Raw genomic sequence first — 15,294 nt, forward strand, 5'->3', positions numbered from 1 at the left:
TCGGGCAGTTCGGGGGGCATGTCGGGCTCCAGTTCCACCTGGGCAGCTAGCATCCAGAGGGAGAGCAGGGTGTAGTAGCCGATGGTAACGGTGAGGTCCACAACGCCCTGCGTCCCCAGGCGGCGGACGGCCTCCTGCCAGAGGGCATCGCTGACCTGGCGGCGGCGCAGGAGGCTCTGGGCGAAGCGAACGGGGAGGGCCTCCACAGGGGTCAACCCCTTGGGGGCGGTGCCGTTTTTGATGGCCTGGATGGCCTCCTCCCGCACGCCCGCCAGACGGGCCAGGTGCACATGGTGGGTGAAGGGGTATTGGGCCTTCCAGTAGCGGGTGGTGGCCAGGATGGCCAGTTCCCGCGTTATGCCGTCCAGGGCGCCGCTAAGGAAACGGGCATATTCCCCAATGGAGGCCACCCGCGCCGCCATCTGGGGGCTGTGCAGGAGCAGTTGGAAGGGGCGGGCCACGTGCCCCCGCTTGGCGGCGATGGCGTCCCACGCCCCCCGGTGCTCGGGGGGCAGGTCCTCCCGACGGGTGATGTAAGGCAAACGGGCCATCTTCTGCCTCCTCGCTAGGCCGTTGGCCCCTATTGTGCACCAACGGGGCCAAGGGGGTATAGTCCCCCCGCCTCTGCCGTCGGTATCATGGGGGCGATGGTCCAGCCCATCGTGGTCTACACCGACGGGGCGTGCAAGATGCCCGAGAAGCGGGGCGGGTGGGCCGCCTTGATTCTCCAGGACGGCCAGCGCCGCCTCCTGCACGGGCACCAGGAGAATACCACTAACAACCGCATGGAACTGACAGCGGCCATCAAAGCCCTGGAGGCCCTTCCCGTTGGCTCCACCGTGATCGTCCGCTCGGATAGCGAGTATCTGGTGAAGGATATGCAGAGCCGGCAGGCTGGAGGGAAACCCCGCCGACGCAACGCCAACCTGGATCTTTGGCGTCGCCTGGACGAGGTGGCCAGCAGGGTGCAAGTGCGGTGGGAGTGGGTAAAGGGCCACGCCGGCCAGCCAGAGAACGAGGAGGTGAACGCCTGGGCGGAGTATGAGGCGGGGGTCCGCTCCACACCACCCGGCGGGGCCGAGCCATCCCCCACCCTGACCCACCTGGACGCCCAGGGGCACGCCCGCCAGGTGGAAGTGGGGCACAAGCCCCAGACCCTGCGGGAAGCGGTGGCCAAAGTTACCGTGCGCATGCGCCCCGAGACGCTGGCCCTGGTGCGGCGGGGGGGGCTGGAGAAGGGGGATGCTTTGGCGGTGGCGCGCCTGGCGGGTATCGCCGGGGCCAAAATGACCCCCCACCTGATCCCCCTGTGCCACCCTATCCCCCTGACGGGAGTGGAGGTGGACATCCAGGTGGACGAGGCGCAGAGTGCGGTGCACATCACGGCGACGGCACGGGCGGTCTGGCACACGGGGGTGGAGATGGAGGCGTTGACGGGGGCGGCGTGTGCAGCCTTGGCGCTGTACGATATGGTGAAGGGAGTGGAGCGGGGGGTGCGCATCACCGACCTGCGGGTGGTGCGCAAGACAGGGGGCCAGAGCGGGGATGTGGTGCTGGAGGGGGGCTAAGGACGCACCTGGGCCTGGTAAAACGCCGAAAACTCCCGGTAGGATCCGAAACCGGCCATCGTCCGCAGGAAAGCACCCAGCGAGGGGCTGGCCTCCCGCACCCGCCGCACCTGCTCCCCCATGGGGCTGACGGCCGCAGGATGCTCGGGGTAAAGACCATAGAAGGCGAAGTACGCCTGGTTGAGTTTACGAATGTAGTAGCCCCGGCGCGCCAAGGTTGCCCGTTGCCGCTCCATGTAGTCCTCCGCCTCCTCTATCTGCCCCTGGGCCAGGAGGGCCTCCACCTGGCGGCGCGTCTCCCGCAGGGTTTGGGTAACGAAGTCCTCTGCGTGGGGAGGTGTGGGGTGCCGCGTGGGGGGCGCATATCCCAGGCGGACCATCAAGCGCGCCCCCAGTTCCTTGCCTGCCAGGTCGGCCACCGCCTCGTTCAAAGCCCGCACCTCCGGGTCGCGGTAGTAGTTCCACCCCAGGGGGAAGAAAAAGAGGTACTGATGCACCCACTCGTGAGCCATAGCCTCCGTAACCTGGGCGGGACTATAAAAGGGGGAAAGGATAGAAGGATAAGTGGCTATCCCGCCCAGATCCACCACCAGGGCCGAGAGGTTGTAGCGCTGGTGGATGTGCGTCTCCAAGGTGGTGATAGCGTCCAGGGGCGTATCCCCTCGCAGGAGGACACCCCCCTGCAGGAGGATACGGTCGCGGGGGGAAAGGGCCAGGAACTTGGGCAACTGGTCAAAGCGGATGTCCACCGGGGGCCAGAGGAGAGAAAGAGGGCCCATGCGCCGCACCAGCCCCTCCTCTCGGAGCAGGGTGCTCAACTCGGCCTCCAGGGCCTCCTCCACACGGGGGCGTAGGGAGTCCATTTTGCGCTGGAGGGTCTCCAGGCGCTGGCGGGCCTGGCGCGCCTCTTCGGCCGTGGGAGGGGCGAGCCCCCGTTGGGCCATAGCCTGCAGCCACGCCACCTCCCGCGCCGTGGCGAAGTAGTCCCGCACCAAGGCGCGCCGCTCCTGGGCCGAGAGGCGTCGCCAGGGCAGAGCCTCCCGGGGCCAGTGGAGCCACTTCTCCAGCAGGTTGCGGGCCTCCCATACCTCCAGGCTGAACTGGTAGGGGAGGGCTAACGCCTGCACGGGCCCAATGAGGCGGGTGTCGGTGCGCAGGAGAAGGGCCAGGAGCACCAGCACAATGGCAAGGACAAGCTTACCCCGACGGCGTCGCACCCCGGCCCCTTCAGCATGCAGACATTCCACCGCCATGATACAATGGCCCTGCCCTTTCCCCCTGCTTCCGCATTTTTTGCCCCTCGTAGGGGCTTACACACGGCATGAGCGGGCTGCAGTTTTTCTTGCGGATGTTCCTGGGCGCGGTGGCCGTCCTGGCCACCCTGCTCATTGCGGGGGCGTGGGTTTTCCTCCTGCGCAGTGCCCCGACGCAGACCATCGTGCTGGATCGCTCCTGGATACGCCCCCGGGCGTCGTATGACACCTCCCGCTCCTTCGCCGACCTGGTGCGCCCCCACTTCTACGCCCGCACCCCCCGCGGGGAGTGGCGGGAGATAGAAGGAGAGCCGGAGCGCATCGTGGAACACGACGGCCAGGTGATGGTGCGCCTGCGGAACGGGCAGGAGACGCTATATGTGAGCCTGCTAGCCCTGGACAGCCAGGAGTGGGGGGAGCATCCCGTGCACAAGGTCTACCGCCTGCAGGGGATGGGCATCCCGGTGGAACCTGCTCTGGCCCAGCGCCTGCGGACGGAGCCTTTCCCCCACCACCTCTTCCCCCGCCTACGTTTCGAGTATCTCCCCGGCAAAGAAGCGGAAGGGGTTATCGCCGAGGTTTTCCCCGACGGCACCTTTCTGGTCATCCCCTTTCGCATGCCCCCCGAGTGGCAGGGGGGTGGGAAGGGGTTGACCACCCCCTCCCATCTCCATGTGGACCCCCGCGCCCTGATCACCCGCACCTCCCGCCTGGCCCAGGAGTGGGAGCGGGAGATACGAGCCTTGCCCTTTGACGACCAACGCTATCCCCCCGCACCCCTGGCCCGTAAGGACTGCCAGGTGTACCAGGAGGCTGTGCAGAGCCCCGCCTACCGGGGCATCCTGGCCCAGGTGGGCTACCGCTTCACCCCCGCCCATGTGTGGCGGGGGCGGGAGGCGTCCACCTTCGCCGACCGCCTGGCCCTGCTGGTGTGGGAGGGGGCCGGCGCGGGGAAACAGTACTTCGGCATGGAGGGGGAGTGGATCGGCGCCCGCCTGCGGGAGATGGGGGGGCCGGCCCAGGAGTGCGACGCCGCAGGAGCCATTCGCCCCTTCCCCCCGGCATGGCGCACCCCCCAGCAGGACACCTACATCGTCCTGCGGAGGTCTTTAGAGCCCGATAGGAAACGGCGGTTCCGTGTCGTCGCCCTCACCCAGGATGGGATGGGAAGGGATGCTCTCATCCTCCCTGGGATGCCCCTGTTGGTTTTTCCGCATCCTGCTGCGCCCCCGTGGTGGGTGGTCAGCAACGAGGGGTGGGACGGCCCCGCCCCGGGGAAGGCCCCCGACCCCCGCTGGTCCTCCCTGTATCTGATGCACGGCAACGACCCCTCCCGCTATGTGCTGGTGGACTTCCCCTTCGGGCGCTATGGGGTAACCCCACGCACCGAGACGCGCCGTCTGCTGGCGTCGTCGGGCATCGTTCTGCGCGAGCAGGGGATGCTCCTGGCATCTCTGTATGGCTTTACCGACGAAGGGGGTGGGCTGTGGCTTCTGCCCCTCCCCACACCCACCTCACCCCCCAACCCCTCCGCCTTCACCTACCTCCAGCCTTGGGACCACTCTCTCACCCTTTTGCCCCTGGATTATCGGCCATCTCCCCCGACCCTGACCCTTCTGCTGACGGCCAAAGAGGTACGGGACGATTTCGCCATGACGGCTTATGTGGTGCGCATCGCTTTGACAGAGGGCGGGGGGCAGGTGGAGAGACGGGAGCGCCTGATGCGCATGGTGGGATGGAACCCCGTGCCCTTCGCCCTCCACCAGGTTGGGGAGGGGCGGGTCATGGTCTTCCTGCAGACCCATTACGACTACTACACCTCCCTTCTGCCCCGGGCGAAGGGGGTTTACCGCGTAGTGGTGGACACCCACCCTACGCAACCGCCGTAAGGGGACACCCTGCCTTCTGAGCGTTGTTTTTCCGTATCGGGTAAGATAAGGTGTGCCCCGGGGCTCGGCGGACGCCCCAGAAAGGGGGGCCGATGAACTGGCTAGACATCGTTATCCTTGTCCTGTTGGTGCTGGCGGCGTGGAATGGCTGGCGCACGGGCCTGGTGCGGAGCGTGGTGATGCTGGGGGGTGTGGTGGGGGGGACATACCTCGCCGGGCGCTTTAGCCCCCAGGTGCGGGATGCTTTGACCTTTATCGGCGACCCCTCGGTGGCCACCGTGGCGGCCTTCGTTGTCATCTTCGGGGGCACCTTGCTGGCGGCGTGGCTGGTGGGGGTGCTGTTGCGCACTCTGGCCCATGCCTTCATGTTGGGCTGGCTGGACACCATCGGGGGGATGGTGCTGGGGGTGTTCACCGCTGCCCTGTTCCTCACGGCCCTTATCATCGCTGTGGGGAGCCACCCCATCGGCCCCAGCGCCTCCATCCTGAAAGGCTCCGCCGCCGCCCGCTGGATGGCCGACAACATGCCGTTCGTGATGGCCATGCTCCCCGAGGAGTTTCGGGATGTGCTGGGCACCTTCTCCAAGGTGGAGCGCCCCACTGCCCAGGTGTCCCGTGTGCGGGTAAGCGACCTCTCCCCCAGCCAGGTGCGCATCACAGCCACCCTGCGCCTGAACAACCCCAACCCCTTCGGGGCGAATATCCGCCAGGTGCGTTACCAGGTGTGGCACCAGCAGGGGGGGGCGCGGGTGCTCCTGGGGGAGGGGGAGAAGAAGGCCCTCCGCCTCAAGGCCAACGGCCCCACCGAGGTGGCCCTGGAGGTGGTGGTGCGGGATGCGGGCAAGGCGGGGGCAGTGTTTGCCGAGGCGTCCCAGCGACGCGCCGTGGCCCTGGCGGTAGAGGGGGAGGCCGCCCTTCGCTTCCCCGCCGAGGACATGTCCCTCCCCTTCCAGGCTAGGGGCGAATATCCCTTGGAGTAACGTTTCCAGGCGCATCGCCAGGCATCCACGACGGGTGTACCCCCTCCCCCTGGCGGGGGGATGGTGTATCCTCTCCCATGCCAGTTTGCACAGGTGAAGGCCAAGCAGTAGGAGCAGATGCGCCAGAACCTGCTGAAGTAGCCTACCGTCGCCCCAGGAAGCGCCGCGCCAGGAAGGTGTGCACCAACAGCAGGGTGAACAGGAGCACCGTGCCCCACAGGGGGACGGGCTTCTCCCGCAGGAGAAGGCCCAGGAACACGAACAGGCTCACCCCAAGCCCGGTGGTATGGCCGATGCTCCGAATGAGGGGCAGGAGCAGAAGGGCCCCCAGGAAGGCCAGGAACGCCGTACGGGGGGCGAGGGCAAGCGCCACCCCGATGGCGGTGGCCAGCCCTGCCCCTCCCCGGAACCGCAAAAAGACAGGGTAGAGGTGGCCCCCTATGGCCAGCCCTCCAAGGGCGATGCGCTCCCACTCCCCCAGCCCCAGGAGCACCCCCATGCCCACCGCCCCCATCCCTTTCAGGATGTCCAAAATCAACACCAGCACCCCCAGGGGCTTGCTCACCATGCGGAACACATTGGCTGCCCCGGGGTTGCCGGTGCCCACGGCGAAGATGTTCACCCCCTTCGCTCGCGCCACGAGATAAGCGAAGGGCACCGACCCCAACAGATACGCCCCCACCAGGGCAAGGGCAATTTCCATCGCCTTCTAGTATACTGGCGGTCAAGGGTGCGCCACAGACCACAGGTGGGCGTGCCCGCGCATGCCCTACCATAAAAGTGCCCATGGCGTCCACAGCCCCCGCCCCAGCAGCCACCATCCTTGTGGTGGAGGACGAGGCCACCCTGCGGGAGAGCCTGCGCTATACCCTTACCCGCCAGGGCTACCGCGTCCTGACCGCCGCCGACGGCCCCTCGGCCCTGGAGACCGCCCGCTCCCAGCACCCCGACCTGGTCATCCTAGACCTCATACTGCCGGGGATGGATGGCTTTGAGGTGTGTCGCATCCTCCGGCGGGAGTCGACCGTCCCCATCCTCATCCTCACGGCGCGGGATGAGGAGGTGGACCGGGTGCTGGGCCTGGAACTGGGGGCCGATGATTATGTCACCAAGCCTTTCAGCATGCGGGAACTGGTGGCGCGGGTGAAGGCCCTTCTGCGACGGGCGAGCATGGCCCAGCAGATGCCTCCCCGTCGCCTGGAGAGCGGAGACTTGGTGCTGGACCTGGAGGGGCGCAAGGCGACGAAGGGGGGCCAACCCCTCCCCCTGAAGCCCAAGGAGTTTGACCTGCTGGCGTATCTGATGGCCCACAAGGGGAAGGCCTTCTCCCGCGAACACCTGCTCACGGAGGTGTGGGGCTACGACTACACGGGGGAGAGCCGCACGGTGGATGTGCACATCCGCTGGCTGCGGGAGAAGATCGAGAAGGACCCCGCCAACCCCGTGCGCATTATCACCCTACGGGGCGTGGGCTACCGCTTTGAAGGGTAGGGGGATGGACGCCGTCGCCGCCGTAGACCTGGGGGGCACCCGGATCCGCCTCGCCCTGGTCAGCCGCCAGGGGGATATCCTTGGGCGGGTGGTGCTCCCCACCCTCCCCGACCAGGGCCCCTACGCCGCTATGCACCGCTTGGCCGACGCCCTCCTGCGCCTAGTGCACGAAACAGGGGTGCGCCCGCGGGGTGTGGGGATCGCCTCGGCCGGCCCCATCCACCACCCCGAGGGGACATTGACCCATCCCCCTAACCTGCCCGGCTGGGACGGCTTCGCCCTGGCCCCCGCTGTGGAGCGCAGCGTGGGCCTGCCCGCCTGGGCCGACAACGACGCCAACCTGGCCGCCCTGGGGGAGCACGCCTACGGCATCGCCAGAGGGTGGCACACCTTCGCCTTTATCATCTGGGGAACGGGTATCGGTGGGGGGCTGGTGCTGGAGGGGAAACTGGTGCGGGGGGCGCATGGCTGGGGCGGGGAAGTGGGGCATATCGTCGTAGACCCCTTCGGCCCCCCGTGTGGCTGTGGGGGCTACGGCTGTGTGGAGGCCCTGGCCGCTGGCCCCGCCATCGCCCGCACCGCCCGCGCCCGCTTCGTCCCGTATGCCTTCCCTATCCTGGCCCGCCTCGTCGGAGGGGATGCCCAAGCCATCACGCCCGAGGTTCTAGAGGACGCCGACTTGCAAGGGGAACGCCCCGCCGGCGCCTTCTTGATAGAGGCGTCCGTGTGGCTGGGGCAAGCCCTGGCCAGCCTGGCCAACACCCTAGATGTGCAGGGTATCGTTGTGGGCGGGGGTGTATCCCGCTCCCTGCACCGTGTCCTGCCCTCCTTGCGTAGGGTTGTGCATCGGCACCTCATCGGGGGGCTGAAGGGGAAAGTGCCCCTCCTTCCCTCGGTGCTGGGGGACGACGCCGGCCTTTTGGGGGCGGCGCGCCTGGCATGGGAGCACCTGGGGGAGGGGGCGCTATAATGGCCCCAGCACCCCACCAAGGAGGGGGCCATGCCCACCCTCACCGGCGCCGACGCCCTGGTGCACACCCTCCAGCGTCATAAGGTAGAGGTGCTGTTCGCCTTGCCGGGCGTGCAGATTATGCCCGCCTTTGACGCCCTGGCCCGTCTGCCCGGCATCCGCCTCATCACCACCCGCCACGAGCAGGCCACCACCTATATGGCCGACGGCTACGCCCGCACCAGTGGGAAGGTGGGGGTGGCTCTGGTGGTGCCGGGGCCGGGGGTGCTCAACGCCTCGGCCGGCCTGGGCACCGCCTACGCCTGCTCCTCCCCTGTGGTCCTGCTGGCGGGGCAGATTGAGTCCTGGGGCCTGGGGAAGGAGAAGGGCCTCCTGCACGAGATACGGGAGCAGTTGGATATCCTGCGCCCCCTGACCAAGTGGTGCGCCCGTGCCCTGAAGCCCCAGGAGGTGCCGGGTCTGGTGGCCGAGGCCATCCGCCAAGCCCAAAGCGGACGCCCCCGCCCCACCGCGGTGGAAATCCCCCCCGATGTGCTGGTTGCCACCGCCCCCATGCACATCCCCGAGCCCGCCCCCCCGGCGCTTCCCCACCCCGACCCCCAAGCGGTGCGCCGTGCCGCCGCCCTCTTGAAAGGGGCCAAGCAGGTGGCTATCTGGGCGGGGGGCGGAGCGGTGCGCTCCCCCTGCGCCCGCGACCTGCTGGAGGTGGCCCGCATCCTGCAGGCCCCCATCCTGCTCACCCCCGAGGGGAAAGGGGCCGTGCCCGAGGAGCATCCCCTGTGCGCCGGCGCCAACTACTACGGCTTCGGCCCCGCCCAATGGGTGGTGCCCCAGTGCGATGTGCTCCTGGGGGTGGGGACGCGCTTCCTCCTCCCCACCTTCCGCCGGTGGGCACCCAAGCCCCCCCAGCGCCTGGTGCAGATAGACGCCGACCCCCAGGAAATCGGGCGCAACTACCCCGCCGAGGTGGGCATCGTGGCGGATGCACGCCTGGGCTTGCAGGCCCTTGTGGCCGAGTTGGGGGATGCCCGCCCCGACCGCCAGGGGGAGGCCATCGCCCAGCAGGCCCGCCAGCGCGCCCTCTACGAGGTGCGGGAGGCCGCCCCCCTTCAGGTGCGCATCCTGGAGGCCCTCCGCTCCGCCCTGGCTGACGACGCCATCCTGGTGGCGGGGGTTACCAATGTGGCCTACTGGGCCAACCTGGCCTATCCCGCCCGCCTTCCCAACACCTACCTCACCTCCTCCTACTTCGCCACCCTGGGCTACGCCTTCCCTACCAGCCTGGGGGCCAAGGTGGCCCACCCCACCCGCCAGGTGGTGAGCATCAACGGGGATGGGGGGTTCCTCTACAACGCCCAGGAACTGGCCACAGCGGTGAAGGAGCGCCTGCCAGTGGTAGCCATGGTGTTCGCCGACGGGGCCTTCGGCGCCTCCAAGAACGACCAACGCACCCGCTACGGAGGGCGCTACCTGGGCACCGACCTATATAACCCCGATTTCGTGCGCCTGGCGGAGTCCTACGGGGCGGTGGGCATCCGCGCCCGTCCCGAGGAGGTGGGGCAAGCCCTTCAGACCGCCCTGAAGGCCACCCGCCCCGTGGTCATAGAGGTGCCCATCCCCACCCTTCCACCCCCCTTCCAGATGGACCGCTAGACACCGGCCCTCCGAAAAGCCAGAGGGGAAACCCTCACGGAACGATTCGGCGGGGGGAAGAGTATCCTCTTGTGGTGAAGCCTACACCAGGAGCGGGCCAGTGGACGAGCAGGAGGCTATCCGCCTCTGCCAGCAGGGCGATCGAGAGGCGTTCCGCACCCTCGTGGAGCGCTACCAGGATATCCTGTTGGGCACCGCTTTGCTGATGACCGGCGACCCCGCCCTGGCCGAGGACCTGGTGCAGGAGGCCTTCCTGGCGGCGTGGCAGGGGATGGGAGGCTTTGACACCCGCCGCCCCCTGAAGCCCTGGCTGGTGCGCATCCTGGTCAACAAGGCTCTGAACACCCTGCGCCGCCGTGGCCAGCCGGCGGTGCCCCTGGACGCGGCGACCACCCACAGCGCCCTCGCCGACCCCACCGAGGTGGCCCTTCGGCGGGAGCGCCACCACGCCCTGCGGGAGGCCTTGGCCACCCTGCCGTCCGAGCACCGCCAGGCCCTCCTGCTCCGCTACTATACCGACCTCACGGTGCCCGAGATAGCCCACGCATTGGGCTGGCGGGAGGGCACTGTGAAATCTCGTCTGCATCGGGCGTTGGCACACCTGCGGGAGGTGCTGGGCCCACGCCTGGGAGAGGAGGGGACAAAGGCATGACACAGCAACAGCAACCCCTGGACGAGGTGGAGCGGGCGGTGCGGGACTTTTTCCACCGTGCTGTGGCGGGGCGGCGCGCCCCTGCGAACCTGTGGGCACGCCTGGCCCCCCGCCTGGAGCCCCGTCTGGCCCCCTCACACGCGCAGGTAGCCCAGCGCCCACGCCTGGGATGGCTGGCACCCGCCGTCGCCGGCGTCGTGCTTGTGGTGGTGGGAGCCTCTCTGGCGTGGCTCGTCCTCTCCGCCCCCTGGAGGGAGGGGGTGCCAGCCACCCCATCTGCCCTACCCGCCGATGTGGGGGGGATGAAGCCCCTGCCCCCTGGGGCAATCCTCCCCGAGGTAGCCACTCCTGCCCCCGCCCTGGCCCCCGAGCGAAAGGGGGCCGAGGGGGTGCCCTCTTCTCCCGCCCCCACCGGCGTTTTGGAAACGGCCCAGCGCCAGGTCATCCTGACCGCTTCCATGAGCTTGGAGGTGTCCTCGGTGGAGCGGGCGGTGGCCGAGGCGCGGGCGATTGCCGAGGGGCTGGGGGGCTTTGTGCAGCAGTTGTCCCTCACAGGGGGGAAGGACAACCCCCAGGCCACTCTGACCCTGCGGGTGCCCCAGGAGCAGGTGTTCACGGCCTTGGAGCGCCTGCGGGGGTTGGGCACCCTGCTGGCCCAAAGCCTGGGGAGCCAGGATGTAACCGAGCAGGTGATTGACCTGGACGCCCGCCTGCGGGCCCTGCAGCGGGAGGAGCAGAGCCTGCTGGCCCTGCTGGGGCGCGCCCACAGCGTTGGAGACATCCTGGCCATTGAGCGGGAACTCTCCCGCATCCGGGGGGAGATTGAGCGCCTGCAAGGCCAACTGCAAGCCCTGCGGCGGCGGGTGGAGTTGGCCACCATCACCCTCACCCTGACCTCCCCGCGGCGGGATGTGGGCACACCCCCCTCGGCCTCCCTGGGAGTGGCCGTGTCTCGGGTCGCCCCCACGGTGGAGCAGGTGAAGGCCCTGGTCGTCGCCCGCAGGGGCGTGGTGGAGGGGGTGTTCCTGGTGGTGCAGGACGGCCAGGAGCGGGCGGAGATGTCCCTGCGGGTGTTCCGCCAGGACTTTTCCAGCCTCCTCACGGCCCTGGAGGGGTTGGGACAGGTGCGCCATAAGGAGGTGCGGGAGGGTGCACCCCCCAAGAACGGCCTCACCCCCCAGGAGCCCGATGCCCCCATCGTCCTCTCCCTGGTGGAGCGGGAGGAATGGTGGACGCCGGGGCGCAGGTGGGCAGTGGGCCTAGGGGCGGGGGGTATGTTGGTGGTGGGGTTGGGGGTGCTGGCCTTACGCCTGCGGCGCAGGCGCGCACTCTAGCACGAGTACCCCTGCCCGCAGCCTACCATTCCAGTTCCAGGCCATCCACCAGAACCGTGTCCCCGGGCTGGACGCCCGCATGGGCTAACGCCTGCCCCGCCCCCATGCGCTCCAGCTCCACCCGTAGCTGGGCCTTCTCTTTCCAGGAGAGGCGCTTCTGCTTCACCAAGAGGGAAGCGATGCGCTCCGCCCGTTCCCACTCCAGCCTCCACACCGACCCCTCGCGAACGATCCGCCGCCGCTCGCGGGGGCGCGGACGCTGGAACACAGGGGGGGGCTCTCCCGCAGGGGGCACCGGCGGAGGAAGCCGCTCCAGGTCAGCCACCAGGCGGTCCAGCAGGGCGTCCACCCCTTCTCCCGTGGCCGCCGACAGGAAAAGAGGGGTATGGCCCACCTGGGCAAAGGCCAGGGCGATCTTTTCCTTCTGGGCCTGGGCCTCGGGAAGGTCCATCTTGTTGACAGCCACCAGGCGGGGTTTGTCCGCCAACCCCTTGCCATACAGGCGCACCTCCTCCTCCACCTCCTGCCAGTCCTGGAGGGGGTCGGAGCCAGAGCCGTCCACCAGGTGCACCAGCAGGCGCGCCCGTTCGGCGTGGCGCAAAAACTCCGTGCCCAGGCCGGCGCCGGCGTGGGCTCCCCGGATAAGGCCCGGCACCTCCATGGCGATAAACTCCCGCCCCTTCCAGGACACAGCACCCAACACCGGCTGCAAGGTGGTGAAGGGGTAAGGGGCGATCTTGGGGCGGGCGTGAGAGACACGGGCGATAAGAGTGGACTTGCCGGCGTTGGGCTTGCCGATGATCCCCACATCGGCCAGCAGTTTCACCTCCAGGCGCAGGCGCACCTGCTCCCCCGGTTCCCCTGCCTCGGCCAACAGGGGCTCCTGGTTGGTGGGCGACACCCACCAGCGGTTGCCCCGTCCCCCCCTCCCCCCGTACGCAGCCAGATAGCGTGCACCCGGCACAGCCAGGTCAGCCTCCTGTCTCCACCGCCCCTGCACCTGGCGGAACACCACCGTGCCCACCGGCACCGGGAGCACAAGGGGCGTCCCATCTTTCCCCCGCTGGGTCTTCCCCCGCCCATGTTCCCCATCCTCCCCCCGGTAAACCTTCCCATATGCGTAAGACGCCAGCGTGGCCAGCGAGGCATCCGCCACCAGCCACACATCTCCCCCATTCCCTCCATCCCCACCGTCCGGCCCGCCCCTGGGAACATAGCGCTCACGGCGGAAGCTCACGCATCCGTCTCCGCCTGTACCCCCGACCACAGTAATCTCTACAACATCCAGCATGGCATAAGAGCCACAAAGCCCATGGTAACAGTGTGCAAATTGGAGAGACGGACGAGGATAGGCTAGACCAAACCTGTGGTGAGGATGTGTGGAATGGGGATAGCCGGCTTGCAAGGAGGGTGTCTAGATAGACGAAGGCCAGGGGAAAACGGCTTCCAAGGCTGGAGGTTAGACGAGCGATGATGCGTGGGGATATCCACAGGTGCAGGGAGTTTTCCACAGGAGAGGGGCGATTTTTCCCCATGCGTAGATCGCCCGTGTGTGGTATGCTAGCAGAGTTGGAACATATCGCTGACTGGAGGAGAGCGATGCGCTGGCTCGTTGGTATTGTGATCCTAGTCGGGATGCTAGTGATGGGGGCGTGCACTCAGCCGACGCCCACCCCGACACCCACCCCAGTTCCTCCCACGCCAACACCGACCCCCATTCCGCCTACTCCGACGCCCACGCCGACACCCACCCCCACTCCCGCGCCGACTCCGACGCCTACACCCACTCCTACTCCCACCCCGACTCCTACTCCCGTGCCGACGCCGACCCCGACCCCGACACCGACCCCCACTCCGACACCTGTGCCTACCCCCACTCCGACGCCCACGCCGACACCTACCCCCACTCCCGCGCCGACTCCGACGCCTACGCCCACCCCAACGCCCACGCCGGTGGTCCCGCCCGTTACGGGCACCCTGTCGGATAACGCCGTGCGCTGGCTGAACTGGGCGGCCCTCCTGTTCCAAGAGGCGCCCCTGCGGACGGTGCTCCAGCCCGAGTCCCTGCGGGAGGAGGGCGGGTTCCTGACCCTGGTGGCCCTCACGGACGCCCGTGTGCCCCAGGCCCAGGTGGTGAGCGGGCTGAACACCATCCTCACCGGGCGGGGCGAAAGCCCCACCACCACTGCCGACAGCGTGTCGGTAGCCCGCTGGGGCCTGACCATCAGCGTGGCCCCCGTGGCGGGCACCCAGGTGCGCGTCACGGTGCGGGTGAGCACCGCTGCGCCTCCGCCCTAGGCGGCGCGCCTCCGCCGCTGCAGCAATAAGGAAGCCCCCCTTCAGGCGGGGGGCTTCCCCTTTGGTGGGCAGGGCGAGGCTACAGCCCCAACCGCTGGGCCACCCACTCCCCTAGCTGGCGGTTCTCCTGGGCGCGGAAACCGCGGGCATTATGGGCCAAAAGGGGCACGAAGGTCTCGTGCAGGGAGCCGTGGGAGCGCACCGCCACCCTCTCCACCTCCTTGTGCAAGGGGCCGAACACCGCCTCCCGGTCCGCCAGAACCAGGATATCCCCGATGCGCTGGGGATGGAGGCGGAAGCGCTGGGCCGCCTCCTCCCGGGGGAGGGCCATCTCCACATGGGGGCACTCCCGCAGGGCCTCCAGAGCCCGCTCCCGGTCGGCGGGGTTCTCCAGGTAAATATAGGCGGCACCCCCCAGGTTCTGATGGTGCACCACATAGCGGTCTTTGATGATGGGTAAAACCCGGCAGGGGATGTTCCCACGCGCCAGCAGTTTGCCCAGGTCTACCCCCACCGTCTTGGCGTTCATGCCGTGGTCAGCGGTGAGCAGAAGGGTGGCCGACGGGAAGGCCTCCAGCAGGGCCCCGATGTTGCGGTCAAGCCCCTGAATGTAGGCGATGGCGCGGGCATCCTCTGGGGGCCAGGCGTGCATGGGGTAATCGGTGGTGATGATGACGCACAGGTCTAGCGCCTCCCGGCGCAGGAGGGCCAGGGCGGCGTCAAACAGCCACAGGTTCACCTCGGCGGTGTAAATGGCGGGGGGCGGGCCGGCCCCCTCCACCGCCCACGGGGCGGGTTGCTCGGCGGAGGTGGCGAAGGTGGCCCCGTCGTCCAGCAGGGTGCGCAGCTTCTGCTTGGCCACCAGCAGGGCACTGCGGCCGCCCCTCTGGGCCACACGACGCAGGAGCGTGGGTGCCAGCAGGTAGGAGGCATCCTCCATGTAGACCTCGGCGCCCCCGTCCAGCCAGAAGTTGGAGACGATGCCGTGCCCTCGGGGGTAAAGCCCCGTGAGGATGGAGGTCATGTTCACATTGGTCACGGAGGGGAGCATGCCCCGGCCCATGCGAAAGTAGGCGTCATCACCCGGATGGGCGGCGGCGCGCTTGAGGGCGTCCAAGGTGGGGGTGGGACTGGCATCCAAGTAGGCGATGTCCAGGCCATCGATGCAGAGCACAAAGAGGGGGGGCACGCTTCTCCTTTCTAGTT

15 protein-coding genes and 1 pseudogene are annotated in these 15,294 nt (G+C 68.4%); 11 read left to right on the plus strand and 5 right to left on the minus strand.

The window, feature by feature from the left end:
• Positions 1 to 551, minus strand: a 551-nt coding sequence (locus NZ951_06470) for a carboxymuconolactone decarboxylase family protein (GenBank protein ID MCS7207556.1), incomplete at its 3' end; no start/stop codon positions are given.
• 96 nt (positions 552 to 647) lie between these two features.
• Between NZ951_06470 and NZ951_06475 the strand changes: the two are divergent.
• Positions 648 to 1,028, plus strand: a pseudogene (locus NZ951_06475) (ribonuclease HI).
• A 66-nt stretch (positions 1,029 to 1,094) separates the two neighbouring features.
• The gene (gene moaC, locus NZ951_06480) at positions 1,095 to 1,568 is read left to right on the plus strand and encodes a cyclic pyranopterin monophosphate synthase MoaC (GenBank protein MCS7207557.1); all 474 of its coding nucleotides are present in this window, start codon (positions 1,095 to 1,097) and stop codon (positions 1,566 to 1,568) included.
• On the opposite strand, the gene NZ951_06485 is transcribed toward moaC, so the two are convergent.
• Positions 1,565 to 2,821: a hypothetical protein gene (locus NZ951_06485; GenBank protein ID MCS7207558.1), complete on the minus strand. Its 1,257-nt coding sequence runs from the start codon at positions 2,819 to 2,821 to the stop codon at positions 1,565 to 1,567. The two genes, moaC and NZ951_06485, sit on opposite strands and share 4 nt — an antisense overlap.
• 68 nt (positions 2,822 to 2,889) lie before the next feature.
• Here NZ951_06485 and NZ951_06490 point away from each other — a divergent pair, with 68 nt between their 5' ends.
• Both NZ951_06490 and NZ951_06495 read left to right on the plus strand, forming a co-directional pair.
• Positions 2,890 to 4,710 carry a hypothetical protein gene (locus tag NZ951_06490; GenBank protein MCS7207559.1) on the plus strand — a complete coding sequence of 607 codons (1,821 nt, stop codon included), beginning with the start codon at positions 2,890 to 2,892 and terminating at the stop codon, positions 4,708 to 4,710.
• A gap of 92 nt (positions 4,711 to 4,802) precedes the next feature.
• A complete protein-coding gene (locus tag NZ951_06495; protein ID MCS7207560.1) occupies positions 4,803 to 5,690 on the plus strand; it encodes a CvpA family protein in 888 nt (295 codons plus the stop codon).
• Positions 5,691 to 5,832: 142 nt separating this feature from the next.
• Here NZ951_06495 and NZ951_06500 read toward each other — a convergent pair whose 3' ends face one another.
• Positions 5,833 to 6,393 (minus strand): glycerol-3-phosphate acyltransferase, encoded by a 561-nt coding sequence (locus NZ951_06500; protein ID MCS7207561.1) that lies wholly within the window; start codon positions 6,391 to 6,393, stop codon positions 5,833 to 5,835.
• An 83-nt stretch (positions 6,394 to 6,476) separates the two neighbouring features.
• Here NZ951_06500 and NZ951_06505 point away from each other — a divergent pair, with 83 nt between their 5' ends.
• The 5 genes from NZ951_06505 to NZ951_06525 all read left to right on the plus strand — a co-directional run bounded on the left by NZ951_06505 (position 6,477) and on the right by NZ951_06525 (position 11,790).
• On the plus strand, positions 6,477 to 7,181 hold the full coding sequence (locus NZ951_06505; GenBank protein MCS7207562.1) for a response regulator transcription factor: 705 nt from the start codon (positions 6,477 to 6,479) through the stop codon (positions 7,179 to 7,181).
• Positions 7,182 to 7,185: 4 nt separating this feature from the next.
• Positions 7,186 to 8,151: an ROK family protein gene (locus tag NZ951_06510; GenBank protein MCS7207563.1), complete on the plus strand. Its 966-nt coding sequence runs from the start codon at positions 7,186 to 7,188 to the stop codon at positions 8,149 to 8,151.
• Between the two features lie 30 nt (positions 8,152 to 8,181).
• Positions 8,182 to 9,804: a thiamine pyrophosphate-binding protein gene (locus NZ951_06515; protein MCS7207564.1), complete on the plus strand. Its 1,623-nt coding sequence runs from the start codon at positions 8,182 to 8,184 to the stop codon at positions 9,802 to 9,804.
• 100 nt (positions 9,805 to 9,904) lie between these two features.
• Entirely contained in the window at positions 9,905 to 10,456 is a 552-nt protein-coding gene (locus NZ951_06520) for a sigma-70 family RNA polymerase sigma factor (GenBank protein MCS7207565.1), read from the plus strand.
• Positions 10,453 to 11,790, plus strand: coding sequence for a DUF4349 domain-containing protein (locus tag NZ951_06525; protein ID MCS7207566.1), 1,338 nt, complete (start codon positions 10,453 to 10,455; stop codon positions 11,788 to 11,790). The genes NZ951_06520 and NZ951_06525 overlap by 4 nt, the downstream gene beginning before the upstream one ends.
• A 22-nt stretch (positions 11,791 to 11,812) precedes the next feature.
• Here the strand turns inward: NZ951_06525 and obgE are convergent, their stop codons facing one another.
• Positions 11,813 to 13,081, minus strand: coding sequence for a GTPase ObgE (gene obgE, locus NZ951_06530; GenBank protein ID MCS7207567.1), 1,269 nt, complete (start codon positions 13,079 to 13,081; stop codon positions 11,813 to 11,815).
• A gap of 361 nt (positions 13,082 to 13,442) precedes the next feature.
• Here obgE and NZ951_06535 point away from each other — a divergent pair, with 361 nt between their 5' ends.
• Entirely contained in the window at positions 13,443 to 13,778 is a 336-nt protein-coding gene (locus NZ951_06535; protein MCS7207568.1) for a hypothetical protein, read from the plus strand.
• 4 nt (positions 13,779 to 13,782) lie between these two features.
• Positions 13,783 to 14,088, plus strand: a complete 306-nt coding sequence (locus tag NZ951_06540) for a hypothetical protein (protein MCS7207569.1) — start codon at positions 13,783 to 13,785, stop codon at positions 14,086 to 14,088.
• Positions 14,089 to 14,167: 79 nt separating this feature from the next.
• Here NZ951_06540 and NZ951_06545 read toward each other — a convergent pair whose 3' ends face one another.
• Positions 14,168 to 15,277, minus strand: coding sequence for an alkaline phosphatase family protein (locus tag NZ951_06545; GenBank protein ID MCS7207570.1), 1,110 nt, complete (start codon positions 15,275 to 15,277; stop codon positions 14,168 to 14,170).
• Between the last annotated feature and the right edge of the window lie 17 nt (positions 15,278 to 15,294).

The sequence above is a fragment of the Dehalococcoidia bacterium genome (assembly GCA_025060295.1).
Taxonomy (GTDB): Bacteria; Chloroflexota; Dehalococcoidia; order Lucifugimonadales; family HRBIN23; genus HRBIN23.